Source organism: Streptomyces krungchingensis (assembly GCF_054729265.1).
The window spans coordinates 6,769,999-6,794,743 of sequence record NZ_JBPUKY010000001.1; the positions used below are offsets into that span (position 1 = coordinate 6,769,999).

The 24,745-nt window shown below is 72.3% G+C and carries 26 protein-coding genes; 16 read left to right on the forward strand and 10 right to left on the reverse strand.

What is annotated here, in order from left to right; translation table 11 throughout:
* Positions 1–16: 16 nt before the first annotated feature.
* From ACSYGO_RS29820 to ACSYGO_RS29835, 4 genes are read left to right on the forward strand one after another with little or no spacing between them, the layout of a single operon-like run.
* Positions 17–940 (forward strand): ABC transporter ATP-binding protein, encoded by a 924-nt coding sequence (locus ACSYGO_RS29820; protein WP_426680060.1) that lies wholly within the window; start codon positions 17–19, stop codon positions 938–940.
* Positions 937–1,677 (forward strand): ABC transporter permease, encoded by a 741-nt coding sequence (locus ACSYGO_RS29825; RefSeq protein WP_460388303.1) that lies wholly within the window; start codon positions 937–939, stop codon positions 1,675–1,677. The genes ACSYGO_RS29820 and ACSYGO_RS29825 overlap by 4 nt, the downstream gene beginning before the upstream one ends.
* Positions 1,674–2,858, forward strand: coding sequence for a sensor histidine kinase (locus ACSYGO_RS29830; protein ID WP_432174177.1), 1,185 nt, complete (start codon positions 1,674–1,676; stop codon positions 2,856–2,858). The genes ACSYGO_RS29825 and ACSYGO_RS29830 overlap by 4 nt, the downstream gene beginning before the upstream one ends.
* Positions 2,855–3,469, forward strand: coding sequence for a response regulator transcription factor (locus ACSYGO_RS29835; RefSeq protein ID WP_028801960.1), 615 nt, complete (start codon positions 2,855–2,857; stop codon positions 3,467–3,469). Before ACSYGO_RS29830 ends, ACSYGO_RS29835 begins: the two co-directional genes overlap by 4 nt.
* A gap of 6 nt (positions 3,470–3,475) precedes the next feature.
* On the opposite strand, the gene ACSYGO_RS29840 is transcribed toward ACSYGO_RS29835, so the two are convergent.
* Complete coding sequence (locus ACSYGO_RS29840; protein WP_432174178.1) at positions 3,476–4,330, reverse strand: transglutaminase family protein; 855 nt, start codon at positions 4,328–4,330, stop codon at positions 3,476–3,478.
* A gap of 17 nt (positions 4,331–4,347) precedes the next feature.
* The gene (locus ACSYGO_RS29845; protein WP_460388305.1) at positions 4,348–5,394 is read right to left on the reverse strand and encodes a GNAT family N-acetyltransferase; all 1,047 of its coding nucleotides are present in this window, start codon (positions 5,392–5,394) and stop codon (positions 4,348–4,350) included.
* Between the two features lie 140 nt (positions 5,395–5,534).
* Between ACSYGO_RS29845 and fdxA the strand changes: the two genes are divergently transcribed.
* Positions 5,535–5,855, forward strand: a complete 321-nt coding sequence (gene fdxA, locus ACSYGO_RS29850) for a ferredoxin (protein WP_019058397.1) — start codon at positions 5,535–5,537, stop codon at positions 5,853–5,855.
* A 180-nt stretch (positions 5,856–6,035) separates the two neighbouring features.
* Positions 6,036–7,139, forward strand: coding sequence for a bifunctional succinyldiaminopimelate transaminase/glutamate-prephenate aminotransferase (locus tag ACSYGO_RS29855; protein WP_432174180.1), 1,104 nt, complete (start codon positions 6,036–6,038; stop codon positions 7,137–7,139).
* 91 nt (positions 7,140–7,230) lie between these two features.
* On the opposite strand, the gene ACSYGO_RS29860 is transcribed toward ACSYGO_RS29855, so the two are convergent.
* Together ACSYGO_RS29860 and ACSYGO_RS29865 are read right to left on the reverse strand one after the other, a co-directional pair.
* Complete coding sequence (locus tag ACSYGO_RS29860; RefSeq protein WP_426680055.1) at positions 7,231–7,677, reverse strand: ATP-binding protein; 447 nt, start codon at positions 7,675–7,677, stop codon at positions 7,231–7,233.
* Positions 7,678–8,008: 331 nt separating this feature from the next.
* Positions 8,009–8,989, reverse strand: a complete 981-nt coding sequence (locus tag ACSYGO_RS29865) for a heavy metal transporter (RefSeq protein WP_432174182.1) — start codon at positions 8,987–8,989, stop codon at positions 8,009–8,011.
* A gap of 130 nt (positions 8,990–9,119) precedes the next feature.
* Between ACSYGO_RS29865 and dapE the strand changes: the two genes are divergently transcribed.
* Positions 9,120–10,199 carry a succinyl-diaminopimelate desuccinylase gene (dapE, locus tag ACSYGO_RS29870; RefSeq protein WP_426680053.1) on the forward strand — a complete coding sequence of 360 codons (1,080 nt, stop codon included), beginning with the start codon at positions 9,120–9,122 and terminating at the stop codon, positions 10,197–10,199.
* Between the two features lie 142 nt (positions 10,200–10,341).
* Positions 10,342–11,100: an LOG family protein gene (locus ACSYGO_RS29875; RefSeq protein ID WP_426680052.1), complete on the forward strand. Its 759-nt coding sequence runs from the start codon at positions 10,342–10,344 to the stop codon at positions 11,098–11,100.
* Positions 11,101–11,130: 30 nt separating this feature from the next.
* Here the strand turns inward: ACSYGO_RS29875 and folP are convergent, their stop codons facing one another.
* On the reverse strand, positions 11,131–11,991 hold the full coding sequence (gene folP, locus ACSYGO_RS29880; RefSeq protein ID WP_426680051.1) for a dihydropteroate synthase: 861 nt from the start codon (positions 11,989–11,991) through the stop codon (positions 11,131–11,133).
* Between the two features lie 152 nt (positions 11,992–12,143).
* Here folP and ACSYGO_RS29885 point away from each other — a divergent pair, with 152 nt between their 5' ends.
* The gene (locus ACSYGO_RS29885; RefSeq protein ID WP_028801968.1) at positions 12,144–12,494 is read left to right on the forward strand and encodes a DivIVA domain-containing protein; all 351 of its coding nucleotides are present in this window, start codon (positions 12,144–12,146) and stop codon (positions 12,492–12,494) included.
* Positions 12,491–13,063 (forward strand): DNA-3-methyladenine glycosylase I, encoded by a 573-nt coding sequence (locus tag ACSYGO_RS29890; protein ID WP_432174184.1) that lies wholly within the window; start codon positions 12,491–12,493, stop codon positions 13,061–13,063. The genes ACSYGO_RS29885 and ACSYGO_RS29890 overlap by 4 nt, the downstream gene beginning before the upstream one ends.
* Positions 13,064–13,171: 108 nt before the next feature.
* Here the strand turns inward: ACSYGO_RS29890 and chcB are convergent, their stop codons facing one another.
* The gene (chcB, locus tag ACSYGO_RS29895) at positions 13,172–13,975 is read right to left on the reverse strand and encodes a 2-cyclohexenylcarbonyl CoA isomerase (RefSeq protein ID WP_460388309.1); all 804 of its coding nucleotides are present in this window, start codon (positions 13,973–13,975) and stop codon (positions 13,172–13,174) included.
* A gap of 363 nt (positions 13,976–14,338) precedes the next feature.
* Here chcB and ACSYGO_RS29900 point away from each other — a divergent pair, with 363 nt between their 5' ends.
* Positions 14,339–14,506, forward strand: a complete 168-nt coding sequence (locus ACSYGO_RS29900; RefSeq protein WP_003966491.1) for a DUF3117 domain-containing protein — start codon at positions 14,339–14,341, stop codon at positions 14,504–14,506.
* 380 nt (positions 14,507–14,886) lie between these two features.
* On the opposite strand, the gene ACSYGO_RS29905 is transcribed toward ACSYGO_RS29900, so the two are convergent.
* On the reverse strand, positions 14,887–15,585 hold the full coding sequence (locus ACSYGO_RS29905; RefSeq protein WP_078629139.1) for an O-methyltransferase: 699 nt from the start codon (positions 15,583–15,585) through the stop codon (positions 14,887–14,889).
* Between the two features lie 226 nt (positions 15,586–15,811).
* Between ACSYGO_RS29905 and sigE the strand changes: the two genes are divergently transcribed.
* From sigE to ACSYGO_RS29930, 5 genes are all read left to right on the forward strand, one after another.
* Positions 15,812–16,510 carry an RNA polymerase sigma factor SigE gene (gene sigE, locus ACSYGO_RS29910; RefSeq protein ID WP_095936463.1) on the forward strand — a complete coding sequence of 233 codons (699 nt, stop codon included), beginning with the start codon at positions 15,812–15,814 and terminating at the stop codon, positions 16,508–16,510.
* Complete coding sequence (locus ACSYGO_RS29915) at positions 16,507–17,493, forward strand: anti-sigma factor family protein (protein ID WP_460388311.1); 987 nt, start codon at positions 16,507–16,509, stop codon at positions 17,491–17,493. The genes sigE and ACSYGO_RS29915 overlap by 4 nt, the downstream gene beginning before the upstream one ends.
* Before the next feature lie 138 nt (positions 17,494–17,631).
* Positions 17,632–19,734, forward strand: a complete 2,103-nt coding sequence (locus ACSYGO_RS29920) for a S1C family serine protease (protein WP_460388313.1) — start codon at positions 17,632–17,634, stop codon at positions 19,732–19,734.
* A 191-nt stretch (positions 19,735–19,925) separates the two neighbouring features.
* A complete protein-coding gene (locus ACSYGO_RS29925) occupies positions 19,926–20,366 on the forward strand; it encodes a sec-independent translocase (protein ID WP_345652809.1) in 441 nt (146 codons plus the stop codon).
* A gap of 324 nt (positions 20,367–20,690) precedes the next feature.
* On the forward strand, positions 20,691–21,347 hold the full coding sequence (locus ACSYGO_RS29930; protein WP_426680046.1) for a hypothetical protein: 657 nt from the start codon (positions 20,691–20,693) through the stop codon (positions 21,345–21,347).
* A 301-nt stretch (positions 21,348–21,648) separates the two neighbouring features.
* Here the strand turns inward: ACSYGO_RS29930 and ACSYGO_RS29935 are convergent, their stop codons facing one another.
* Genes ACSYGO_RS29935 through ACSYGO_RS29945 form a run of 3 tightly spaced genes read right to left on the reverse strand, consistent with a single transcriptional unit; the run spans position 21,649 to position 24,681 of the window.
* Positions 21,649–22,782 (reverse strand): Mrp/NBP35 family ATP-binding protein, encoded by a 1,134-nt coding sequence (locus tag ACSYGO_RS29935; RefSeq protein ID WP_426680045.1) that lies wholly within the window; start codon positions 22,780–22,782, stop codon positions 21,649–21,651.
* Positions 22,783–22,826: 44 nt separating this feature from the next.
* Entirely contained in the window at positions 22,827–23,411 is a 585-nt protein-coding gene (locus ACSYGO_RS29940; protein ID WP_426680044.1) for a DUF1003 domain-containing protein, read from the reverse strand.
* On the reverse strand, positions 23,401–24,681 hold the full coding sequence (locus ACSYGO_RS29945) for a magnesium transporter MgtE N-terminal domain-containing protein (RefSeq protein ID WP_426680043.1): 1,281 nt from the start codon (positions 24,679–24,681) through the stop codon (positions 23,401–23,403). The genes ACSYGO_RS29940 and ACSYGO_RS29945 overlap by 11 nt, the downstream gene beginning before the upstream one ends.
* Between the last annotated feature and the right edge of the window lie 64 nt (positions 24,682–24,745).

Sequence of the window (24,745 nt, forward strand, 5' to 3'; positions counted from 1 at the left end):
CGCCACGATGGATGCCATGACAACGACTGCGGCGACCGCCACCTCGGTGGTCGGCTTCGAATCGGTGACCAAGACCTACGGCAGCGTACGGGCCGTGGACGGGCTGACCCTCGACCTGCACCCGGGCGAGACCGTCGCCCTGCTGGGCCCCAACGGCGCGGGCAAGTCCACCACCCTCGACCTCCTCCTCGGCCTCAAGCAGGCCGACAGCGGTGCGGTCCGCGTCTTCGGCACCAGCCCGCGCGAGGCCATCGTCGGCGGCCGGGTGGGCGCCATGCTGCAGAGCGGCGGGCTGATGGACGAGGTCACGGTGGGCGAGCTGGTGAAGCTCGCGTGCGACCTGCACCCGAAGCCCTTCCGCGTCCAGGACGTCCTCGCCCGGGCCGGGATCTCCGCGATTGCCGACCGCAAGGTCAACAAGCTCTCCGGCGGCCAGGCACAGCGCGTCCGCTTCGCCCTCGCGACCGCGGGCGACAGCGACCTGATCGTGCTCGACGAGCCCACCACCGGCATGGACGTCTCCGCCCGCCAGTCCTTCTGGGCGACCATGCGCGAACAGGCCGACCAGGGGCGCACGGTCCTGTTCGCCACGCACTACCTGGAGGAGGCCGACGCGATAGCCGACCGGGTGCTCGTCCTGCACCGGGGCCGGCTGCTGGCCGACGGCACCGCGGCGGAGATCAAGGCGAAGGCCGGCGCCCGCCGGATCTCCTTCGACCTGGAGGGTCCGATCGACGAGAGCCCGCTGCGTGCGCTGCCCTTCCTGACGTCCGTCGACGTGTCCGGGCAGACCGTCCGCATCCAGTCCTCCGACGCCGACGCGACCGTGCACGCGCTGTACGGGCTCGGCGTCTACCCCCGCAACCTCGAAGTGTCCGGGCTCGGTCTCGAGCAGGCCTTCGTCGCCATCACGGCCGCCGAGGAGGCGAAGGCGAAGTGAACAGCCTGATCAAGCTGGAGATCACCCGCGCCCTGCGCAACCGCAAGTTCCTGTTCTTCTCGGTGATCTACCCCTCGGCCCTGTTCCTGCTGATCGCGGGCAGCGCCGACAGCACGACCGAGGTCGACGGGACGGGCCTGAACCTGCCGACCTTCTTCATGGTCTCCATGGCGTCCTTCGGCGCCCTGACCGCCGTCCTGATGGGCAACAGCGAGCGCATCGCCAAGGAGCGCGAGAGCGGCTGGGTACGGCAGTTGAGGCTCACCACGCTGCCGGGCCGCGGCTATGTGTTCGCGAAGACGGCGAGCGCCGCCGTGATCAGCCTGCCCTCGATCGTGATCGTCTTCGTGGTCGCCGCGGCCGTGAAGAACGTACGGCTGGACGCCTGGCAGTGGATCGCCCTCACCCTCGCCATCTGGGCCGGGAGCCTCGTCTTCGCCGCGCTCGGCGTCGCCATCGGCTACCTCGCCAGCGGTGACGTGGTCCGCCCGATCACGATGATCACCTACTTCGGCCTGTCGATGCTCGGTGGCCTGTGGATGCCCACCACCACCTTCCCCGACTGGCTGCAGAACATCGCCAAGTGGCTGCCCACGCACGCGTACGCTGCCCTCGGGCAGGCCATCGAACTCGGCGACGCCCCGCACGCGAAGGACCTCGCCATCCTCGCCGTCTCCTTCGTCCTGTTCGTGGGCGGCGCGGCCTGGCTGTACCGGAAGGACACGCTGAAGGCGTGAGCAGCGTCGGCATCGGGCAGCGCCCGCAGAACCGCAAGCAGCAGATCGTCAAGGTCGTGTGGACCGGCATCTGGCTCGTCTACCTGAGCGCGCCGGTCAGCGACCTCGTGCACGGCGGACACAGCACCGGTGTCGTGGTGCTCGGCTGGATCGGCCTGATCGCCTTCGTGCTCTGGTACGGCGCCCTCGTCTTCCGCACGGGGCGCGGGGACGGCAACAGCATGGTGCTCGGCTCCCTGGGCGCCCTCGCGACGCAGGCGGCCGTCCTCTCCCTCACGCTGGGACGGGAATGGCTCGTCCTGTTCGTGTACGTGGCCATCGCGGCCGGCGCGGCCCTCCCGCTGCGCTGGGCGCGCCTGACCATCCCGGCCGTGGCGGCCGTGCTGACGACGGTCGCCCTGATCGTCCCGGGCGGCAGGGCCTATCTGGCGGGACTGCTCATCCCCGCCTTCCTCGGCGGGTTCGCCATGACCGGCGTGCGCGAGCTCCTGCGGACGACCATCGCGCTGCGCGAGGCCCGCGCCACGGTGGCCCAACTCGCCGCCAACGAGGAGCGGTTGCGGCTCGCCAGAGATCTGCACGACCTGCTCGGGCACTCGCTGTCGCTGATCACGCTGAAGAGCGAACTGGCCGGGCGGATGCTTCCCGACCACCCGGAGAAGGCGGCCCAGCAGGTCGCCGACATCGAACAGGTCAGCCGCCAGGCCCTCGTCGACGTGCGCGAGGCGGTCACCGGCTACCGCCGGCCCCGGCTCGCGGGTGAACTCGCCGGCACCCAGGTCGCGCTGACCGCGGCGGGCGTGCGGGCCGACCTGCCGGTCGAACCCGATCTCACCGGCGTGCCCGAGGAGAGCGAGTCGGCGCTCGCCTGGGCGCTGCGCGAGGCGGTCACCAACGTCGTACGGCACAGCGGGGCCCGGCGCTGCACGGTGGAGCTCCTGCGCCGTCAGACGCTGGACGGTCCGGTGCTCGAACTGTCCGTGGAGGACGACGGTTCCGGCGGCTCCGGCGGCTCGCACGGCAACGGTCTGACCGGGCTGACCGAACGCCTGGAGAAGGCGGGCGGCACCCTGGAGGCCGGCCGGGTGCGGCACGGTTTCCGGCTGGTCGCGCGGGTGCCGCTGACGGGGGCGGAGGCAGGCGCGGACGCCGCGGACGACCCCGTAGGATCCGGTGCATGAGCCGCACGATCAAGGTCCTGCTCGCCGAGGACCAGTCGATGGTCCGCGAGGCGCTGGCAGCCCTGCTGGGCCTGGAACCGGACATCGAGGTGGTCGCCCAGGTGGCGCGCGGCGACGAGGTGCTGGCCGCCGCCCGCGAGCACGACGTCGACGTCGCGCTCCTCGACATCGAGATGCCGGGCAGGACGGGCATCGAGGCGGCGGCCGAGGTCCACGCGGCCCTCCCGGACGTCAAGTTGCTCATCCTGACGACGTTCGGCCGCCCCGGCTATCTGCGCAGCGCCATGGAGTCCGGCGCGGACGCCTTCCTGGTGAAGGACGCCCCCGCGGCCCAACTCGCGGCGGCGGTACGGAAGGTGCTGGACGGAGAGCGGGTCATCGACCCGACCCTCGCGGCCGCGGCGCTCGCCGAGGGGGCCAACCCGCTGACCGACCGGGAGCGTGAGGTGCTGCGCGCCGCCGCCGACGGCTCCACCAACGCCGAGCTGGCGGCCGCCCTCCACCTCTCCCAGGGCACCGTCCGCAACTACCTGTCCACCGCCATCCAGAAGCTGGCGGTCCGCAACAGGGCGGAAGCGGTACGGATCGCCCGCGAGAAGGGCTGGCTGTAGGCCCGGTCAGTTGAGCATCGCCCGTGCCGCGTCGGCCTGGTGGCGCACCCGGACCGCGGCCGGCTCGTCGACGGCGGCCACCACGTCGGCGTACGCGTCGAGTTCGGTGGCCCCACCCAGGAAGTCGCCGCGCTTGACCAGGAGCTGGGCCCGCTCGTAGCGCAGCCGCGCCGGGTGCGCGGGCAGCAGGAGGGACAGCTCGACGGCCCACAGCGACACGTCGGAGCGCTCCGGACGGGGGGCCGCCCAGGCCCGGATGTTGTTCAGGACGCGCAGGACGACGTCGAGCGGGTCGGCGGGGGAGAGCATCGACGGGTCGAGGGGCGCGCCGGTCGCCCCCGCGACGAGCAGCTCGGCGTCCGGGCCGGTCAGGACCCGCCCGCCGTCGAAGGGATCGGCGAGCACCTGCTGCTCGGCCGGTCCGAAGCCCACGACGAAGTGACCGGGCAGGGCGACCCCGTACACCGGCGCGCCGGCCCGTCGCGCCACCTCCATCCACACCACGGAGAGCAGGATGGGCAGCCCGCGGTGCCGCATCAGCACCTCGTGCAGCAGGGAGGACTCCAGCCGCTGGTAGTCGGCCGGCGAGCCGTGGAACCCGCAGCGCCCGCCCAGCAGTTCGGCGAGGGCGGCGGCCCAGGACCGCGGCCCGCCCGGACGGAACGGCAGCAGCCCCGCCAGCCGGTCCAGCTCGATCTGCGCCGCGTCCGTCCCGGCCTCGTCGAGCGTCCCGTCGGCCGCCGCCCCGATCAGCAGGCACAGCATCGACAGGTCCGGCCGTTCGGTCCGGGCCTCCTCGGCGAAGAGCCGTCGCACCTCGGCGGCCCGCTCCGGTTCCGGTGGCTGTGGAGAGCAACGCATGCCGGACTCGTGCCCCTTCACGCCGATCGATACGGCTCGGCGGGGCCGAAACCGTGCCCGGCCGCTCCGGCGTCCGCGCCCCGGCGGTAGTGGTGGTAGGAGTGGTGGGGCCCGAAGCCCATCCCGGTGTACAGCGCACGTGCGGCCGCGTTGTCGTCCTCCACCTGGAGCCAGGCGGCCGAGGCACCCTCGTCCAGGGCCCGGCGGGCCAGGGCGGCCATCACGGCGGTGCCCAGGCCCCTGCGCCGGTGCGCCGGGTCGACCTCGACGGCGGCGAACCCGGCCCAGCGGCCGTCCACCACGCAGCGGCCGATCGCGGCGGGCCCCGCGCCCTCCTCGCCCGGCACGGTCGCGAACCACACGGAGGGCCCGCTGCCCAACACCTTCAGCGCCACCTCGCCGAGGCCCTTGCGCTGGTAGCGGCCCAGCCAGGCGTCGTCGGCCGTGCGCGAGAGCGTGACGCCCGGCGCGTCCCGGTCCCCGATCGGCGCGAGTGAGCCGATCCACAGGCCGGCCGTCACCTCACGGACCCAGCCGCGCTCCTCCAGGTCCGCGCACAGCAGCTCCTGCGTGCCCTCGGCCCCGGTCGCGGTCTGGACGTAGGCGGGCAGGTCACGGGCGGTGTACCAGGCGCTCGCGTACGCCAGCGCGTCGTCCAGCGGCATGCCGGGGTCCCCGAGGGGCAGCACGGAATTGGCCCGCCGGGTGAACCCGGCGGCGGCCCGCAGCTCCCATCCGCCGAGCCGCTCGCTCTCCACCGGCCGCCAGGCCCGCGCGGAGACCCGCGCCAGCTCCTCGTACGAGGCCGCGGGGCCCCGCCGACGCGCCGGGGCGGCCGGCACGACCTTGCCCGCGACCAGCGAGGATTCCGTGATCCGGACACGTTCGCCGGTCCGCCGTGTGATCAGCAGCACACCGTTGTCCCATGATGTGAGAACACCGACCGTGTCGGTGAACTTCTCTCCCGTGTCTCCATCGTCGCTCAAGCGTCGTACCGAGACACGTTTTCCCACGTCAGCAGCGGTGATACGGACCTCAAGGCGGCCGGACGACGAGATTTCCACAGGTCAGTTCACCCCTCCTGTTCGGATCATGCCCAAGAACGGAGATACTAGGGGCGGGCATCGACGACGCCGCGCTCCCGCGCGCCAGGCGGCGGAGCCTGAAGAGGCCCGCCAGCGCCCTATCGAGGAGGAACGACAGCGTGACCTACGTCATCGCGCAGCCTTGTGTCGACGTCAAGGACAAGGCGTGCATCGAGGAGTGCCCGGTCGACTGCATCTACGAGGGCTCCCGGTCCTTGTACATCCACCCGGACGAATGCGTCGACTGTGGAGCCTGTGAGCCGGTGTGCCCGGTCGAGGCGATCTTCTACGAGGACGACACTCCCGAAGAGTGGAAGGACTACTACAAGGCGAACGTCGAGTTCTTCGACGAGCTCGGCTCGCCCGGCGGCGCCAGCAAGCTCGGTCTGATCGAGCGCGACCACCCCTTCGTCGCAGCGCTGCCGCCGCAGAACCAGTAAGCGGCTCGCACACGCACCGCCTCGGTCCCGTACGGCCGGATCGTTCCGGTCGCCGTACGGGACCGAGGCGTTTGCCGTACCGGGCGCGTGCGCCGCGCGCGACGGGTACGGCCCGCGGCGAGCACAGCGAGTACCAGCGATACGTACGGGTCGTACGTACGAGAAAGTGAGCCCGATCCCGTGTCCGCAGTCTCCGACCGGCTTCCCACCTTCCCCTGGGACAAGCTGGAGCCCTACAAGGCGACGGCCGCCGCTCACCCGGGCGGCATCGTCGACCTGTCCGTCGGCACCCCGGTCGACCCGGTGCCCGAGCTGATCCAGAAGGCTCTGGTCGCGGCCGCGGACTCGCCGGGCTATCCCACCGTGTGGGGCACGCCCGAGCTGCGGGACGCGCTCACGGGCTGGGTGGAGCGGCGCCTCGGGGCGCGGGACGTCACCCACCGCCATGTGCTGCCCGTCGTGGGCTCCAAGGAGCTCGTGGCCTGGCTGCCGACGCAGCTGGGCCTCGGCCCCGGCGACAAGGTCGCCCACCCGCGCCTCGCGTACCCGACGTACGAGGTCGGGGCGCGGCTGGCCCGGGCCGAGCACGTCGTCTACGACGACCCCACCGAACTGGACCCGACGGGTCTGAAGCTGCTGTGGCTCAACTCGCCGTCGAACCCCACCGGCCGGGTCCTGTCCAAGGAGGAGCTGACCCGGATCGTCGCCTGGGCCCGCGAGCACGGCGTGCTGGTCTTCTCCGACGAGTGCTACATCGAGCTGGGCTGGGAGGCGGACCCGGTCTCGGTGCTGCACCCGGACGTGTGCGGCGGTTCCTACGAGGGGATCGTCTCGGTGCACTCCCTCTCGAAGCGCTCGAACCTGGCCGGCTATCGTGCCGCCTTCCTCGCGGGCGACCCCGCCGTCCTCGGCGAACTCCTCCAGATCCGCAAGCACGGCGGCATGATGACGTCCGCGCCGACCCAGGCCGCGGTGGTCGCCGCCCTCTCGGACGACACCCACGTCCGTGAGCAGCGCGAGCGCTACGCCGCCCGGCGCACCGCGCTGCGTGACGCGCTGCTCGGCCACGGCTTCCGCATCGAGCACAGCGAGGCGAGCCTCTACCTCTGGGCCACCCGCGACGAGTCCTGCTGGGACACGGTGGCCCACCTGGCCGAGCTGGGCATCCTGGTCGCCCCCGGCGACTTCTACGGCACGGCGGGCGAGACGTTCGTGCGGGTCGCCCTGACGGCTTCGGACGAGCGGGTCGCCGCGGCGGTCGAGCGACTGTCCCGCCAGGCCTGAGCCCGCGGCCGGGCAACGCGGAGGGGTCCGGGGACAGCTCCCCGGACCCCTCCGTCGTACCGGCCTCGGATCAGGCGTACCGGCCCGGTGGTCAGCCGAGCGGCAGCCCCTTCAGCGGCAGCTGGCCGGTCGGCAGCCCGCCCTTGGTGACCGCGTCCGTCGGCAGGCCACCACCGGTCGCCGTCTTCGTGGTGTCGCCGAGCAGGCCGCCGGCCTGCCCCGCCGCGTCGCCGGCCGCCTTCTGCGCGGCCGGCGTCGCCTTCTTGGCGACCTTCCCACCGGTCTTGCCCGCGGCGGGCACGGCCTTCTTGACCGCCTTGCCGCCGGTGTCGCCCGCGAGCCCGGTGACGTTCCGTGCCGCACCGTCGACGGTGTTGCCGACGCTCGCCCCGTCCAGGGCGGTCAGCCCGCCGAGGTTGGGGGTGGCCGGGAGTTCGGCCGCAGCGCTGGCGGAGCCGGCCGCACCGACCACGGGCGCCGCTCCCGCTGCGATGAGCAGCGCGGCGCGGGCGATCCGGCGGGTCAGGGGGAGGGACATGATGCTCCTTAGACGGGAGAGAACGGGGAAGTGTCCACCCGAGCCCGGCAGTTGACCGGCTGGCTGCCGGTGATCGTTCTGGGCGTCGGACGCAGTGACTACCGCTCGAAGCCCGCGAAGGTTGCGGTGGCCCGACGTAAAGAGTTGGCAATGCGTCGCATTATCGGCTGCGGATAAAAGCGGGCAAAGGGCACCCGGTCGGAAAGTCTGCCGAATCCTTACCGCCCTTTGTTCTCAAGGGATTCGGCGGTGGCGGGGGTGACCGCGCGAAAACCTGCGCACATCGGCGGAGTCACACGGAGCGAGTCCCCCGGACGGGTGAGGTGCCGTACTACTGCGCAGTGACGATCCGGACCTCGGCGGCGGCCTTCCCCGCGGCCGGGCTTCCCTGCGCACCTGTCGTGCGCCACTCGCCCTCGGTGCTGCCGGCGGTCCACTCGCGTCCGGCGTACGACACCCGGTCGATGTGCAGCGCCGAGGAGTTCGCCACGGCCCAGTGCGCCAGCTCCCAGCCGCGCCGGGCGGCGTCCGCGCTGGAGGAGGTCCCCTCGCGCACGGGGACGGTCACGGTCCGGCTGCCGCCCGTCGCCGGAGTGGACGCGGCGGCCGACGGCGCGGCGGACGCACCGGCGGCGCCCACGTCGGCACCCGCCTCCTGGAGCACATCGCGTCCGAAGTCCCGTACGAGCGCGGTCCGCACCGAGTCCGAACCGCCCGCCTCGGTCGCGTCCGGGCGTCCCTCGCAGGTCAGCGTGGCCGCCGCGCGGCCGGTCAGGGCCGCGGCGAGCAGGGTGGCGTCCGGCTCGTGCTTCGCGTACGCCTGGGGATAGCCGCTGCGCTGCACCCGCTGCGCCGCGACGGTGAGCGGCAGCCGCGAATAGCCCGGCACCTTCGCCAGGTGCTCGTAGAAGATCCCCGCCGAGTACGTCGGGTCCATGATCTGCTTCGTCGTGCCCCAGCCCTGCGAGGGCCGCTGCTGGAACAGGCCGAGCGAGTCCCGGTCGCCGTGGGTGATGTTGCGTAGGCCGGACTCCTGGAGCGCCGTGGCCAGGGCGATCGCCACCGCGCGCTCGGGCATGCCCCGGGAGGTGCCCACCGCGGAGATCGTCGCCGCGTTCACCGCCTGCTCCGGGGTGAACTCGTACGACGCGCCGTCGCCCTTGCCCGAGACCACCTTGCATCTCGGCGCGCCGGTGCCTCCCGTGAGGTACTGCACGGCGAGATAGCCCGCGAGCGCGAGCAGGACCACGACGGCCGCCCCGGAACGGAGGAGGCGGCCGCGCCGGACGGGTGCGGGGGACGGCTCTGACACGACGTACAAGGTACTGGAGGGTCCTGTCGGTGGTACCTGGGGTTGTGGACAACTTCTGAGCCGCCCGGGGCGACCGGCCGCCTGCGGCCGCGGAGCGGGGTCACGGACCGGAAACGCTAGGGTCGACGCCATGGCCGACACCCCGCTTGACCTCACCCTCGACGCCGCCCGGCTCACCGCCCAGCTCGTCGACTTCCCCTCGGAGAGCGGCAGCGAGAAGCCGCTCGCCGACGCCGTCGAGGCCGCCCTGCGCGCCCTGCCGCACCTGACGGTCGACCGGTACGGCAACAACGTCGTCGCGCGGACGAACCTGGGCCGCGCCGAGCGCGTGATCCTCGCCGGCCACATCGACACCGTGCCCATCGCCGACAACGTCCCCTCCCGCCTCGACGAGGACGGCGTGCTGTGGGGCTGCGGCACCTGCGACATGAAGTCGGGCGTGGCCGTCCAGCTCCGCATCGCGGCCACCGTTCCCGCCCCCAACCGCGATCTCACCTTCGTCTTCTACGACAACGAAGAGGTCGCGGCGGACCTGAACGGTCTGAAGCACGTGGCGGAGGCCCACCCCGACTGGCTGGAGGGCGACTTCGCCGTCCTCCTGGAGCCCTCGGACGGCCAGGTCGAGGGCGGCTGCCAGGGCACGCTGCGGGTGCTGCTCAGGACGACGGGCGAGCGCGCCCACTCCGCCCGCAGCTGGATGGGCTCGAACGCGATCCACTCGGCCGCCCCGATCCTGGCCCGGCTCGCCGAGTACCGGCCCCGCTACCCCGTCATCGACGGCCTCGAGTACCGCGAGGGCCTGAACGCGGTGGCCGTCTCCGGCGGCGTCGCCGGCAACGTCATCCCCGACGAGTGCGTGGTGACCGTCAATTTCCGCTACGCGCCCGACCGCACCGAGGAGGAGGCCGTCGCGCACGTCCGCGAGGTCTTCGCGGACTGCGGTGTCGAGGAGTTCGTCGTCGACGACCACAGCGGCGCCGCCCTCCCCGGGCTCTCCCACCCGGCCGCCGCCGCGTTCATCGAGGCGGTCGGCGGGACCCCGCAGCCGAAGTACGGCTGGACGGACGTCTCCCGCTTCAGCGCCCTCGGCGTCCCCGCGGTGAATTATGGTCCGGGCAACCCGCACTTGGCGCACAAGCGTGATGAAAGGGTCGAAACGGCCAAGATCCTCGCGGGCGAGGAGCGGTTGAGGGCCTGGCTCACCGCCTGAGCCGTACTCGACGGCGGTTCATGGCGGACATGCTCGCGTCCCCCCTCCGTAACCGGCGTGGATCTACGCTGGGGCGGAACGGCCTTCCCCGGTCTCCGGCTTGGACCGGGCCGGGTAAGACCCCGATGCGGAGGGAGCGGACATGGCTACTGGCAACCCCGAGGGCAAGAAGCGGCCACCGGAGGAGCAGCGGCTGGGACCGGTGCTGCGCAGGCGGGACCAGGTGCAGGCGAGCACCACGGACCAGCGGCTGCTCGACGCGGGCGGTCCGTCCGACTGGGTGCACACCGACCCCTGGCGGGTGCTGCGCATCCAGTCGGAGTTCATCGAAGGCTTCGGCACGCTGGCGGAACTCCCGCCCGCCATCAGCGTGTTCGGTTCGGCCCGTACCCCGGTGGACTCGTCCGAGTACGAGACGGGCGTCGCCCTCGGCCGCGGCCTGGTCGAGGCCGGCTTCGCCGTGATCACCGGCGGCGGCCCCGGCGCCATGGAAGCCGCCAACAAGGGTGCCTGCGAGGCGAAGGGCATCTCCGTCGGCCTCGGCATCGAGCTCCCCTTCGAACAGGGCCTCAACCCCTACGTCGACATCGGCCTCAACTTCCGGTACTTCTTCGTCCGCAAGATGATGTTCGTCAAGTACGCCCAGGGGTTCGTGGTGCTGCCCGGCGGCCTCGGCACCCTCGACGAACTCTTCGAGGCCCTCACCCTCGTCCAGACCCAGAAGGTCACCCGCTTCCCGATCGTCCTGTTCGGCACGGCCTACTGGGGCGGCCTCGTCGACTGGCTCAGGAACACCCTCATCGCGCAGGGCAAGGCCTCGGAGAAGGACCTGATGCTCTTCCACCTGACCGACGAGGTGGAAGAGGCGGTGGCCCTGGTGTCGAAGGAGGCGGGCAGGTAGCTCCCGCGGGCGGCGTGGGGGCGAGCGCCCCTACGCCAGCCCCCGCCGGGCGACCGCCGGGGCCCGGTGCCCCGCGATCGACGCCACCATGTCCAGCACCTGCCGGGTCTCCGCGACCTCGTGGACGCGGTACACCTGGGCACCCAGCCACGCCGACACGGCGGTCGTCGCCAGCGTCCCGAGCACCCGCTCCTTCACCGGCTTGTCGAGCGTCTCCCCGACGAAGTCCTTGTTGGACAGGGAGACCAGCACCGGCCACCCCGTACCGGTCATCTCGGCCAGCCGCCGCGTCGCCTCCAGGCTGTGCCGGGTGTTCTTGCCGAAGTCGTGCCCCGGGTCGATGAGGACGGACTCCCGCGGCACCCCCAGCTCCACCGCCCGCTCGGCGAGCCCCACGGTCACCCGCAGGATGTCGGCCATGACGTCGTCGTACGCGACCCGGTGCGGACGCGTACGCGGCTCGGCCCCGCCGGCGTGGGTGCACACCAGCCCCGCCCCGTACCGCGCGGCCACCTCCGCCAGCCGCGGATCGACCCCGCCCCACGCGTCGTTCAGCAGATCGGCGCCCGCCTCGCAGACCGCCTCGCCCACCTCGTGCCGCCAGGTGTCGACGCTGATGACCACGTCCGGGAAGCGCCGGCGGACCTCGGCCACGAAACCGACCGTGCGCCGTGCCTCCTCCTCGGCCGTGACCTCCTCGCCCGGCCCCGCCTTGACCCCGCCGATGTCGATGATCGCGGCGCCCTCGGCCACCGCCTGCTCCACGCGCGCGAGCGCCGGCTCGTCGCGGAAGGTGGCTCCCTGGTCGTAGAAGGAGTCCGGGGTCCGGTTCACGATCGCCATGATCACCGGCTCGTGCGTGCCGAATTCACGCCTGCCCAGCCTGAGCATCCCCTGTGACCTCTCCCAGTAAGTTCCGCCGATGAGCCGCCTGCGACCCTAACTGTCAGACTCGCATGGCACGATCTGACCCTGACAGTTTCAGCTTCCGTACTTCCGCGTCGGCGCGCCCGTGCCGGCACCAGAGCGTGGGGACCTCAGCGATGTACATGTTCTTGTTCCTGGTCGTCGCGCTCGCCGTCGTGGTCGCCGCGGTGACCCTGTCCGTCGTGGGCGGCGGCGAGAGCGCGCCCCTGCCCGAGGCCACGCCCGAACTGCTCGCCGACCCGCTGCCCCAGGACCGGCCGGTGAACCGCACCGACGTGGACGCGCTGCGCTTCCCCGTCGCCCTGCGCGGCTACCGCATGGCCGACGTCGACGACGCGCTCGTCCGCCTCGGCGCCGAGATCTCCGAGCGGGACTCCCGCATCGCCGACCTGGAGTCCGCGCTCGCCGGCGCCCGCGCGACCCCCGGCCCCTCGCTGCACAAGGACACCGAGGAGGACTCCCGGTGAGCGACGCACTCGCCGGCCCCGACGGAGCCCTGCGCTGCCCCTGGGCCCTGTCGACCGAGGACTACGTCGCCTACCACGACGACGAGTGGGGCCGCCCCGTCCACGGCGACGACGCGCTGTACGAGCGGCTGTGCCTGGAGGCCTTCCAGTCCGGCCTGTCCTGGATCACCATCCTGCGCCGCCGCCCAGGCTTCCGGGCCGCCTTCGCCGGTTTCGAGATCGCCAAGGTCGCGACGTTCACGGACGCCGACAAGGAGCGCCTCCTCGCCGACCCCGGCATCATCCGCAACCGCGCCAAGATCGAGGCGACCGTGGCCAACGCGCGCGTGCTGGCCGACTGGGCGGCGGGCGAGCTGGACGAGCTGATCTGGTCGTTCGCCCCGGACCCGGCCGCCCGCCCGGCCCCGAGGACCCTGGCCGACGTGCCTGCCGTCACCGACGAGTCGACCGCCCTGTCCAAGGCACTCAAGAAGCGCGGCATACGGTTCGTCGGCCCGACCACGGCCTACGCGCTGATGCAGGCCTGCGGCCTGGTGAACGACCACCTGGCGGACTGTTCCGTCCGCTAGGTGTATTGACCCGCCCGGCACCCCGGGGATCCGGGAAGAAGCGCCGGGCGGACGACGAGTGTGCGGGCACCGCGGCCGGTCCTCGCCGGCCGGCGGCCCCGCGCACGGTCACTGGCCCAGGTACTTGGGCTTCTCCTTGTTCACGAAGGCCTGCACGGCGATCGTGTGGTCCTCCGAGGCACCGGCCCGGCCCTGGAGTTCGTCCTCCTTCTCCAGCGCCTCGTCCAGGGAGTGGGTCAAGCCGAAGGCGAGGGACTCCTTGAGCGCCGCATAGGCGAGGGTCGGGCCCTCGGCCAGCGCGCGGGCCACCTTCTCCGCCTCGGCCCGCAGGTCCGCCGCGGGCACGACACGGTTCGCGATGCCCAGCTCGTACGCCTCCTGCGCGGTGATGCTGCGCGGGAAGAGCAGCAGGTCGGCGGCGCGGCTCGGCCCGATGACCCGGGGCAGCGTCCAGGACATGCCCGAGTCGGCGGTCAGCGCGACCCCGGCGAAGGACGTGTTGAAGGCCGCGGTGTCGGCGACGACCCGGTAGTCCGCGGCCAGCGCGAAGCCGAAGCCGGCCCCGGCCGCGACGCCGTTCACGCCGGCGACCACGGGCTTCGCCGCACCCGTCAGGGCCCGCACGATGGGGTTGTAGTGCTCGCGCACGGTGCTCATCGTCTGCCCCGACCCCGACTGCTTGTCGGCGGCCAGCAGACCGATGTGCTCCTTGAGGTCCTGACCGACGCAGAACGCCCGGTCACCGGCGGCGGTCAGCAGGATCGCCCGCACACCCGGGTCCGCCGCCGCGGCCTGCGCCGCGTCCCGGAGGGCGACCTTGGTCTCGACGTTCATGGCGTTCATCGCCTCGGGGCGGTTCAGCGTGATCGTCGCGAGTCCGTCGCTCACCTCGTAGAGCACGGTGTCGGCCATGGTGGGTCCCCTCCGGTGTCGCGGCTCGGTCGTACCGGTCGGTACGTCATGTGTCCGATGACAGCATGGCGGAGATCACCGACGGTCGCGCGGACCGGACATGTGACCTGCGTCAAAGAATTCCGAGCGGCGGAAGTCCATGCGGCGGCGCAGTATCGCAGGCACATCGCCGAATTGAGTGGTTTTGGTCGAGCGCGTTGCGCAAGCGATGCCGACTGATGTTGGTCATCGGGTCCTGAGATGCGGGATAATGGCCTGGAAGCAATGTGTTCGATGCCGGTGACGTGTGTCCGATGAGAGGACGTGCGTGCCCTCCATGGGGCCGTCGGCGACGATGAGCTGGTTTCAGGAAGGGGAACGAGCATGGCGGCCATGAAGCCGCGGACGGGCGATGGCCCGCTCGAGGTGACCAAGGAGGGGCGGGGCATCGTCATGCGCGTTCCGCTCGAAGGCGGCGGTCGGCTCGTCGTCGAGCTGACCCCTGACGAGGCCGACGCGCTCGGCGACGCCCTCAAGAAGGTCGTCGGCTGACGCGGAACGCGACCATACCTGTTCGTCTTCCCCGGCATCGTACGCGGTGCCGGGGAAGTCGTTTTTCAGGAGCGCGGGGCTGACGTGTCGCGTCCGTCGGAGGGGCGTCCTGCCAGGTCGGCGGGGTGGCGGGTGGTCCGTGAGCCGGTCCCGCGCGCCGGCCGGTCCTGGTCGTCCGGTCCTGTCGGTCCTGTCGGTCCGCTCCATCTGGAGGAACCGGGCCGGCCCTGGTTCGGGATCCGGCCTCGCCGGCCGGCCGGCGAGGCCGCGCCGTTCGTGATGATCGGCCCGGTGGCCCGGTGGCCCGGTGGCCCGGTGGCCCGGTGGCCCGGTGGCCGGTGGCCGGTGGCCGGTGGCCGGTGGCCGGTGGCCCGGTCCGGTCAGCGCTTGACCGCGCAGAGGAGCCCGTCGCCCACCGGCAGCAGCGACGGCACCAGGTCCTGGCTCTCGCGCACCGCGCGCAGCAGCTCGCGCAGCCTGCCGACCTCCGCGGGCTGCGGCCCCGAGTCCACCGTGCGGCCGTCCGCGAAGACGCCCTCGAAGACGACGAGCCCGCCCGGCCGCAGCAGGCGCAACGATTCAGCGAGATAGTCCAGGCACTCCAGACGGTCCCCGTCGCAGAAGACGAGGTCGTACCCGGAGTCCGCCAGCCGGGGCAGCACGTCCAGCGCGCGGCCCGGGATGAAGCGGGCGCGGTTGCTCGCGAAACCGGCCGCGCGGAAGGCCTGCCGGGCGAACTGCTGGCGCTCCGGCTCCGGATCCACCGTGGTCAGTACCCCGTCCGGCCGCATGCCGTGCAGCAGATGAATTCCGGAGACACCGGTCCCGGTCCCGATCTCCGCCACCGCTTTCGCGTCCACGGTGGCGGCGAGCAGACGCAGCGCGGCGCCGGTGCCGGGCGACACCGAGCGCAGCCCTGCCTCCCGAGCCCGGTCCCGGGCCCAGCGCAGCGCTTCGTCCTCGGCGACAAAGGCGTCGGCGAACGCCCAGCTCGTCTGCCGGTTGCCGGTAATGACCCTCTCCTGTCCCCGTGATTGCCTCGGCGTGACTGTATCCGTTGGTGCCGGGAACCCGCAGATGGGACCGGGCGTTTAAAGGGGTGGGGAAAACAGCGGGGGGAAATGTATGGACCAGGACGCGGAGTGGGACGACGAGCAAGTGCTGACGCAGTCGTATGAGCGCGCATCAAATTCTCGTAAAACCGCTTATCCGGAGCTAACGGGCGAGGTGGCTATGGTAGGGGCTCCACTGGACACCACCAGAGCCGACAGGGGAGGTGCGGCTGCGCCTGTGGATCGGGGAGGGGTGCTGCGGCGCCTACTCAGATCGGCGGGTGAGCCGAAATCCGTGACCGACATCGCTGACACGTTCCATGCTGCCCCGGCGCAGACCGCGACGTTCACCACCGACGCGGAGTCGCAGGCGTGGACTCCGCCCACCTGGGAGGAGATCGTCAGCACGCACAGCGGCCGGGTCTACCGCCTCGCCTACCGTCTGACGGGCAACCAGCACGACGCCGAGGACCTCACGCAGGAAGTCTTCGTCCGCGTCTTCCGCTCACTGTCCACGTACACGCCCGGCACCTTCGAGGGCTGGCTGCACCGCATCACCACGAACCTCTTCCTGGACATGGTGCGCCGCAAGCAGCGCATCCGCTTCGACGCCCTCGGCGACGACGCGGCCGAGCGCCTGCCCAGCCGCGAGCCGTCCCCGCAGCAGGTCTTCAACGACGCGCACTTCGACGCCGACGTCCAGCAGGCGCTGGACACCCTCGCGCCCGAGTTCCGCGCCGCCGTCGTCCTGTGCGACATCGAGGGCCTGTCGTACGAGGAGATCGCCGCGACCCTGGGCGTCAAGCTCGGCACGGTCCGCAGCCGGATCCACCGCGGCCGCTCGCAGCTGCGCAAGGCCCTGGCCCACCGCTCTCCCGAGGCCCGCGCCGAGCGCCGCTCGTTCGCCGTGGCCGGAGTACCCGTGCTGGGAGGAGGGGGCGCGACCGCGTGAGTGGAACCCGGCCGAATTCAGCCGAGAGGCCCGTGGCTGAGCAGCATCTGGGAGACCGCCTCTCCGCCCTGGTGGACGGAGAGCTCGGTCATGAGTCGCGTGAGCGCGTCCTCGCCCACCTCGCCACCTGCGCGAAGTGCAAGGCGGAGGCGGACGCCCAGCGCCGACTGAAGAACGTGTTCGCGGAAGTCGCCCCACCGCCACCCTCCGAAAGCTTCCTCGCCCGTCTCCAGGGGCTTCCCGGGGGCGGCGACTCCGACAGCGGGTCACCGCTGGGCGGAGCCGGATTCGGCAGCGGCGGGCTGGCCGGAGGCACCGGCGTCCCCGGACTCTTCGGAGTGCGGGGCGAGCCCTTCGGATACGTCCCCGCCGGACCGCACGCCGATGTCCTGCCCCCCTCCCCGGGGCGTGGCTTCCGCATCCATGACGTCAGCCGTCACGAGGCCGAGCGGTCGTCCTCGCGCAGCCGCCGGTTCGCCTTCGCCGCCGCCGGCGCGGTGTCGCTGGCCGCGGTCGCGCTCGGCGGGGTGACCACCGGCATGCCCGGGGACACCACGGACGCCCGGGGCGGGTCCGGGGCCGGCAGCAATGTCACGCCGTCCCGTTCGCAGACCCCGGGAGCCGCGACGACCCCCGAGTCGCAGCGCCGACGGTCCGTCGGCCCCCTGCTCGCGCAGGGCCAGCGGATGTCCGGCGAGAGCCCTCTGGCGCCGACCGAGGTGTCCGCACCGCTGCTGCCCGGAGTCCCCGCTCCGGACCGCGGCCAGGACGCCGTGCATACGCTGACGACACCGGTGATGGCGGGTGCCGCGGCGATGTCCCCGCTCATACGTCCGCTGACAGATGTCCAGCCGCTCGCGCTGAGCACATGGTCCGCGGTCCAGGAGCTCGCCACTCCGGGTCTGCTCACCGCCCCCGCCGCCACGTCGTCCCCGTCCTACTCCCCGTCCCCCACCTCCCCCTCCTCTCGTACCGCCCGCTGACCCCGCCCTCTGCGCGGCAGCCCGTGAACCTGGTTGAATCCAGGGTGAGCCGCGCCCGCACGGGAGATCCCGGGCGCGGAATCGGCAATCTGTGGTGGCCGTAGGCGAGTTGTGCCTCGGGTCAGGTGTGGGGAGAGCATGGACGAGGGGAAGCCCACGAAGGCGAAGTGGTGGAGCAGGCCCCGGCCGCATGACGCGGGGCCCGGAACCACCCCGGATCACCACCCGGAGCCGGGCCCTTCGGACGTCGTGCCCGCGCCCACGGCGCAGCCGGTCCCCGGTACGAGCCCGTCACGCGACACCGCGCCGGAGGGTCCGGAGGACGTCCGCGCGGCGGAGGCGGCCGGTGCGGCCGGGGGCGCGGTCCCGCCCGACCTCGCCGTGGGTTCCGCTGGGCCCGCCGATGCTGCGGGTTCCGCCGTGCCCGGACCGGTCGCGGGTTCCGCCGCGCCGGGACCGGTGGTGGACGGTGCCGTGGCCGGGCCCGCCTCGGACGAGCGGGCGCCGGATGCCGTCGCGGGTGCTCCCGCTCGGCCCGCGGCGCCGGGCGTGGCCGCGGCGGGCGGCGCCGGCGTCCCCGTGGACACCGCCGACGACTACGAGCTGGACCGTCCCAAGCCGCTGCACGACCCCGATCCGTACAGCACCCCGCCGTACGGCCGGCCCGGTCCCTGGGCGCCCGCTCCGCCGGTCCAGCACCCGGTGGCCACGCCCGCGCACGGCACGCACCTGCCCGCGCCGGCGCCCGTCCCGCAGGGAACGCCGGCCCATGGGGTGCCCGCACAGGCCGGTGCGTCCGTTCCCGCTCCGCACGTCCCGGCCGGTACGCCCGCACAGGCCGGTGCGCCCGCACAGGCCGGTGCGCCCGTTCCCGGCCCGCACGTCCCGGCCGGTACGCCCGCCCACGGCACACACCTGCCCGCGGGAGCACCCGTCCCGCACGCGGCGCAGGGCCACTCCGCGCAGCCGGCCTCCTCCGTGGCCCCGTACACGGGTGGCGGCCCCCAGGACGCCGCCCAGCAGGGTGAGGCGGCCGCCGCGCACGTCCCCTGGCAGAACTACGACCCCTGGGCCGCCGCGGGGGCCCTCCAGCAGAACGGGGCCGCCGTGGCGACCGTGACGCAGCGGCGCAAGCGGGCCACGAAGGTGCTGGTGTTCGCGGCCGTGGTGCTCGCCCTCGTCTCCGGGGGCGTCGGAGGCGCCGTAGGGGCGTATCTGGAGCGCAACGGCGGCATGGGCGGCGTCGAGCTGCCCCAGGCGTCCAAGGAGGCGCCGGGGCGGGCCCCGGACAGCGTGGCGGGGATCGCCGCGCACGCCCTGCCCAGCGTCGTCACCCTGCACGTGCGCGGTTCCGGCGAGGAGGGCACCGGAACCGGCTTCGTGCTGGACGGCCAGGGCCACATCCTCACCAACAACCACGTGATCGAACCGGCGGGCAGCAGCGGCGAGATATCCGTGACGTTCAGCGGAGGTGAGAGCGCCGAGGCCGAGGTCGTGGGACACGACAGCGGCTACGACCTCGCGGTCGTCAAGGTCTCCGGCGTCAGCGGACTCGACCCCATGCCCCTCGGCAACTCCGACAACGTCCAGGTCGGCGACCCCGTCGTCGCCATCGGAGCGCCCTTCGACCTCGCCAACACCGTCACCTCCGGCATCATCAGCGCCAAGGAACGGCCCATCACCGCGGGCGGCGAGAAGGGCGACGGGAGCGACGTCTCGTACGTGGACGCCCTGCAGACCGACGCGCCGATCAACCCCGGCAACTCCGGAGGGCCCCTCCTCGACTCCAAGGCCCGCGTCATCGGCATCAACAGCGCCATCCGCTCCGCCGACAGCGGCTCCGACCTGGAGGGCAGTCAGGCCGGTTCCATCGGACTGGGTTTCGCCATCCCGATCAACCAGGGCAAGCGCGTCGCCGAGGAACTGATCAACACCGGCAAGGCCACGCATCCGGTGATCGGAGTCACACTCGACATGAACTACACGGGCGACGGCGCCCGGGTCGGCACGAAGGGCAACGGCGGCGGCCCGCCGGTCACCGCGGGCGGCCCCGGGGCGAAGGCCGGCATCGAGCCGGGCGATGTGATCACCGAGGTCGACGGCCAGCGCGTGCACTCCGGTGAGGAGCTCATCGTGAAGACACGGGCCCACCGGCCGGGCGACCGGCTCCAGCTGACCCTGCGGCGCGACGGTGCCGAGAAGAAGGTCACCCTGGTGCTCGGTTCGGCCGACGGGGACTGACACGAACCTCACAGCCGGAGGCAATCTCCCAGCTCCGAAGGGCAAACATCACGGAAAACCGGCCGTGTACATGAACTCGGAAGCCCCGGGACAGTTCCGGACGGACGGGGTCGACAGGTACCGTGGACCCGGCCTGGACCACGGAAGACCTGCCGAGGGCCGAGGACCGAGGACATCGCAAGGAGCATCAGGTGTTCAATGACATAGGACCGCTGGAGCTGGTGACGCTCGTCGTCCTCGCCGTGCTCGTCTTCGGTCCGGACAAGCTCCCGAAGATGATCCAGGACGTCACTCGGACGATCCGCAAGATCCGCGACTTCTCCGAGAGCGCCAAGGCGGACATCCGCGATGAACTCGGCCCGGAGTTCAAGGACTTCGAGTTCGAGGACCTCAACCCCAAGACGTTCATCCGCAAGCAGCTGGACAACGACGAGCTGGGGCTCAAGGAGATCCGCAACGGCTTCGACCTGAAGAAGGAGATGGCCGAGGTCACGGACGCCGTGCACGGCCGTGAATCCGACCACTCCTCGTCGTCCTCCGGTGGCGCGAGCGGCGGCTCCGTCGACATGACCAAGAAGCGCGAGAAGCTCGACCCGGACGAGCGCCCGCCCTACGACGCGGACGCCACCTGAGCCGTCACGGCGCCCTTCGACGGGCCGTACGCCCATGAGGGGCCGTACGGCTCTTCGGTGGATCCCTGGCCCCGCGGCCCCCTGACCGGGCCGTAGGGCCCCCGTGACCGGGCCCCTGAGGCCCGGAACCCGCGCTCGGCACCCAGCCCTTGTGCGGGCGTGCCCCGCGCGCCTGAATCGGGCGCGTAAGCGGCTCACGCGCCGGGCGGTTTCCCTGCTGCTCCGATCGGGGTGGCTATGCTGCCGAGTTGTTGTGCGGACCGACAAGGACGCCCGAGGGGGGCGGGCCGCCCGGTCCGACGAGAGCGAGGAGGCGTCCGGCAGATGGAGACGACAAGTCGGGTAGGCGCGCAGGCGCCGGCCGCGGAGGGCGGACAACACGTCCCCTCCGCCCGGCGTACGGTCGACGGCTACCTGCTGGCGCCCTTCCCGTGGTACGGCCTCGACGAGGCGTTCACGGGCCCGCGCTGGCTGATGCAGGTCGGTACGTCGGCGGACGGTGCCGTCGAGCACGGTTCCATCGGACACGGCGACGAGCCCACGGTGCGCAGTGAGGCGACGGAGGACAAGGAGCGGTTCGCCGTCGTCGTCACCGTCGCGGCCAGCCCCGACCGTCGCAGCGCGGACGGCACGGGGCTGCTGGAGGCCACCTCGGTGTCCTCCGCGGCCTGGCTGGCCGGTGTGGGGCTGTTGTCCTTCACCTGGCCCGGCCAGATGGACCACAGCCTGCGGGACAACTGGCTGGACCAGCAGACCGAGACCGCGTGGGTGCTGGCCGACGACCTGAACGGGGCCGACTGGTCCACGCTGTCCCTTCCCGTGGACGGCGTGCCGACGTCCTTCCACTACCGCGAGTCCGAGTTCGGATGGGTGCTCGCGGGATCCACCCGGGAAGGCGTCCACGTGGGCGCGTACGGGCGGGGGATGAGTGCGTATGGGCTGGGGTTCGCGATGATCAAGGACATCGGCGCGTACGCCTAGCTGGCGGTTCTGCGGGGATCTACGGGGAAGGGGGCGCCGTCCTGGTGGGCGGCGCCCCCTTCTTGGTGCTCTTGGGGTGCTCTCGGTGCGGGTGTCGGCCGCGGGGCGGTGGGGGCTGGGCGCGCAGTTCCTCGCGCCCCTGGCGGGGCGCCTTTCGTGCGGGTGTCGGCCGCGGGGCGGTGGGGGCTGGGCGCGCAGTTCCTCGCGCCCCTTGCGGGGCGCTTCCGTGAGGGTGTTGTCCGCGGGTCCGTGTGGGGTGCGCGCGCAGTTCCTCGCGCCCCGATGGGGTGCCTGGTCCGGGTCAGAACTTGTTTCGGGGGGTGATGCCCAGGGACATGCCCGACAGGCCGCGCTGGCGGCCGCCGAGCTTGCCGGCGATGGAGCGGAGGGCGGAGCCCGCCGGGGAGTCGGGGTCGGAGAGGACCACCGGCTTGCCCTCGTCGCCGCCCTCGCGGAGGCGGACGTCGATCGGGATGGAGCCGAGGACCGGGACCGTGGCGCCGGTCGTGCGGGTCAGGCCGTCGGCGACCGTCTGGCCGCCGCCCGTGCCGAACACGTCGACCATCTCGCCGCAGTGCGGGCAGGGCAGTCCGGACATGTTCTCGACGACGCCGACGATCTTCTGGTGGGTCTGGACGGCGATCGAGCCGGCGCGCTCGGCCACCTCGGCGGCGGCCTGCTGCGGGGTGGTGACGACCAGGATCTCCGCGTTCGGGACCAGCTGGGCGACGGAGATCGCGATGTCGCCGGTGCCCGGCGGGAGGTCCAGGAGCAGCACGTCCAGGTCGCCCCAGAACACGTCCGCCAGGAACTGCTGGAGGGCGCGGTGGAGCATCGGGCCGCGCCAGACCACCGGCGCGTTGCCCGGGGTGAACATGCCGATCGAGATGACCTTCACGCCGTTCGCCGACGGCGGCATGATCATGTTCTCGACCTGGGTGGGACGGCCGTCCGCGCCGAGCATGCGGGGCACCGAGTGGCCGTAGATGTCGGCGTCGACGACACCGACCTTGAGGCCGTCGGCCGCCATCGCCGCCGCCAGGTTCACGGTCACCGAGGACTTGCCGACGCCGCCCTTGCCGGAGGCGACCGCGTACACGCGGGTCAGCGAGCCCGGCTTGGCGAACGGCACCTCGCGCTCGGCCTGGCCGCCGCGCAGTGCGGACGCCAGCTCGCGGCGCTGCTCGTCGCTCATCACGTCCAGGGTCACGTCGACGCGCGTGACGCCCTCGACCGCCGAGACCGCATCCGTCACGCTCTTCGTGATGGTCTCGCGCATCGGGCAACCGGAGACGGTCAGGTACACGGTGACCGCGACCGCGCCATCCGCACCGATCTCCACCGATTTGACCATCCCCAGTTCGGTGATGGGTCGCTGGATCTCGGGGTCGTTCACCGTCGCCAGTGCTTCGCGCACCGCGTCTTCCGTAGCCATAGACATGATGGTACGGCGACGGGCCCGGGGCCCGGAAAGCCCCGTCACCGGTCGTCTACGTCACGTCCGCCGGACCGTTCTGCCGGGAATACGACCTGCCCGTCGCCGTGATGCTCCTCCAGGTCCTTCATCAGGTCCTGGAGTTCCGAGCGGATCCAGTCGCGGGTGGCCACCTCGCCGAGGCCCACACGCAGCGAGGCGATCTCCCGTGTGAGGTATTCGGTGTCCGCGATGGACCGTTCGTTCTGCTTGCGGTCCTGTTCGAGATTGACCCGGTCGCGGTCGTCCTGCCGGTTCTGGGCGAGCAGGATCAGCGGGGCGGCGTAGGACGCCTGGAGCGACAGCATGAGCGTCAGGAAGATGAACGGGTAGGTGTCGAAGCGCAGGTCGGTCGGGGCGAGGACGTTCCATGCCACCCACATGATGATGACGACGGTCATCCAGACGATGAACCGTCCGGTGCCGAGGAAGCGGGCGATGCGCTCCGAGAGGCGTCCGAAGGCCTCCGGGTCCCATTCGGGCACCAGCCGGCGGCGCGGCGGCAGCGGCTGGTCGAGCCGCGTGCGGGGCCGGGTGGTGGCGGTGGCCCCGGAGACGACCCGCTCGCGGTTCTCGCGCTCAGGCGCCATGGGGGGTCCCCTCGTCCGTGAGGTGGAACTCCGTCTCCCGCCAGTCGTCCGGCAGCATGTGGTCCAGCACGTCGTCCACGGTCACCGCGCCGAGGAGCGAACCGCTCTCGTCGACGACCGGCGCAGCGACCATGTCGTACGTCGCGAAGAAGCCGGCGACGACGGGCAGCGCGGCGTCCGGGTCCAGCGGCTGGAGGCCGTCGTCGACGAGGGAGCCGACGAGGGTGAACGGCGGGTCGCGCAGCAGCCGCTGGAAGTGGACGGTGCCCAGGTACTTGCCGGTGGGGGTCTCGTCCGGCGGGCGGCACACGTAGACCTGGGCGGCGAGCGCGGGGGACAGGTCGGGGTTGCGGACCCGGGCGAGCGCGTCGGCGACGGTGGCGTCGGGCCGCAGCACGATGGGCTCGGTCGTCATGAGGCCGCCCGCGGTCCGCTCGGCGTACGCCATCAGGCGCCGCACGTCGGCCGCGTCGCCGGGCCGCATCAGCGCGAGCAGCCGTTCCACGTCCTCCGCGGGCAGCTCGGCGAGCAGGTCGGCGGCGTCGTCCGGGTCCATCGCCTCCAGCACGTCGGCCGCGCGCTCCTCCTTGAGTTTGCCGAGGATCTCGATCTGGTCGTCCTCGGGGAGCTCCTCCAGCACGTCGGCGAGGCGGTCGTCGTCCAGCGCCGCGGCGACCTCGCCGCGCCGCTTCGGGGACAGGTGGTGCAGCACATTGGCCAGGTCGGCGGGCCGCAGCTGTTCGAAGGTGGCGAGCAGACTCTCGGCGCCCTGTCCGTGCTCCTCCAGGGAGAAGCCGGTGACGGCGGACCACTCGACGGTCATCGTCTCGCCCTTGCTGCGCCGGAAGGCGCCGACACGGCCCCTGCGCACGAAGACCCGGTCGATCTGCCACTCCCGCCGGGCGGGCAATTGCTGGATCGACACGTCGAGCACGGTCACCTCCTCGCCGGTCTCCTCCAGACGCACGCGCCGGTCGAGCAGTTCGCCGAAGATGAGCCGTTCGGTGGGCCGCTGCTCGAAGCGCCGTACGTTGAGGACGCCGGTGGTGATGACCTGGCCGGACTCGATGCCGGTCACCCGTGTCATGGGCAGGAAGATGCGGCGGCGGGTGGACAGCTCGACGACGAGGCCCAGCAGCCTGGGCGGGCGCCGCCCGACGCGCAGCATGGCGACGAGTTCCCGCACCCGGCCCACCTGGTCGCCGTTCGGGTCGAAGACGGCGACGCCTGCGAGGTGCGAGACGAAGATCCGCGGGGCGCCTGCGGCCATGCCCGCGCCTCCTTGTCTGCGTACGGGGGCGTACGCGATCTCCGGCCGGCTCCTTCGCGCGGCG

Bases quoted from the DNA above. Each gene is read 5' to 3' on its own strand.
- ACSYGO_RS29820 (WP_426680060.1), top strand. From the start codon at position 17: ATGACAACGACTGCGGCGACCGCCACCTCGGTGGTCGGCTTCGAATCG.
- ACSYGO_RS29835 (WP_028801960.1), top strand. From the start codon at position 2,855: ATGAGCCGCACGATCAAGGTCCTGCTCGCCGAGGACCAGTCGATGGTC.
- ACSYGO_RS29840 (WP_432174178.1), bottom strand. From the start codon at position 4,330: ATGCGTTGCTCTCCACAGCCACCGGAACCGGAGCGGGCCGCCGAGGTG.
- ACSYGO_RS29860 (WP_426680055.1), bottom strand. From the start codon at position 7,677: ATGTCCCTCCCCCTGACCCGCCGGATCGCCCGCGCCGCGCTGCTCATC.
- dapE (WP_426680053.1), top strand. From the start codon at position 9,120: ATGGCCGACACCCCGCTTGACCTCACCCTCGACGCCGCCCGGCTCACC.
- ACSYGO_RS29875 (WP_426680052.1), top strand. From the start codon at position 10,342: ATGGCTACTGGCAACCCCGAGGGCAAGAAGCGGCCACCGGAGGAGCAG.
- folP (WP_426680051.1), bottom strand. From the start codon at position 11,991: ATGCTCAGGCTGGGCAGGCGTGAATTCGGCACGCACGAGCCGGTGATC.
- ACSYGO_RS29885 (WP_028801968.1), top strand. From the start codon at position 12,144: ATGTACATGTTCTTGTTCCTGGTCGTCGCGCTCGCCGTCGTGGTCGCC.
- chcB (WP_460388309.1), bottom strand. From the start codon at position 13,975: ATGGCCGACACCGTGCTCTACGAGGTGAGCGACGGACTCGCGACGATC.
- ACSYGO_RS29900 (WP_003966491.1), top strand. From the start codon at position 14,339: ATGGCGGCCATGAAGCCGCGGACGGGCGATGGCCCGCTCGAGGTGACC.
- ACSYGO_RS29920 (WP_460388313.1), top strand. From the start codon at position 17,632: ATGGACGAGGGGAAGCCCACGAAGGCGAAGTGGTGGAGCAGGCCCCGG.
- ACSYGO_RS29930 (WP_426680046.1), top strand. From the start codon at position 20,691: ATGGAGACGACAAGTCGGGTAGGCGCGCAGGCGCCGGCCGCGGAGGGC.
- ACSYGO_RS29935 (WP_426680045.1), bottom strand. From the start codon at position 22,782: ATGGCTACGGAAGACGCGGTGCGCGAAGCACTGGCGACGGTGAACGAC.
- ACSYGO_RS29940 (WP_426680044.1), bottom strand. From the start codon at position 23,411: ATGGCGCCTGAGCGCGAGAACCGCGAGCGGGTCGTCTCCGGGGCCACC.
- ACSYGO_RS29945 (WP_426680043.1), bottom strand. From the start codon at position 24,681: ATGGCCGCAGGCGCCCCGCGGATCTTCGTCTCGCACCTCGCAGGCGTC.